This window comes from Frankia sp. Mgl5 (assembly GCF_023242985.1).
GTDB classification, from domain to species: Bacteria; Actinomycetota; Actinomycetes; order Frankiales; family Frankiaceae; genus Parafrankia; species Parafrankia soli.
In genome coordinates this window covers 1-266 of record NZ_JALKFY010000149.1, presented here as the reverse complement: position 1 = coordinate 266, position 266 = coordinate 1, and the positions used below count along the sequence as shown (strand labels likewise).

The following is a 266-nucleotide window of genomic DNA, read 5'->3' as shown; positions in this document are numbered from 1 at the left end:
CTCCAGACCCAAACCGATTTGCGCGTCCGGCACCAGCTCAAGAACATTTCTGGCCCGATTGATCGCTCCTTCAATCGTCTCCGCTTCTGAAAGCGGCTGATCGGAAACACCGGAGGGTACGGACAGGCAGCTCGGTTCATTGCCCATCGCCAGCACCACAGCTTCCCGTTTCGCGCGGTTCGTTGTTCCCAATGCAACCCGCATTGTTGTGAATTGGCTCATCGATCTCATTCCTTTGTCCAAGTATTGCTCATTCAAAAGTATAC

Annotated in this window: 1 protein-coding gene; it reads right to left on the bottom strand. The window is 53.4% G+C overall.

The genetic code is table 11. The features are described 5' to 3' along the window. Positions 1 to 222: DUF84 family protein (locus MXD62_RS08760; protein WP_248828885.1), on the bottom strand; the 222-nt coding region annotated here is incomplete at its 3' end. Between the last annotated feature and the right edge of the window lie 44 nt (positions 223 to 266).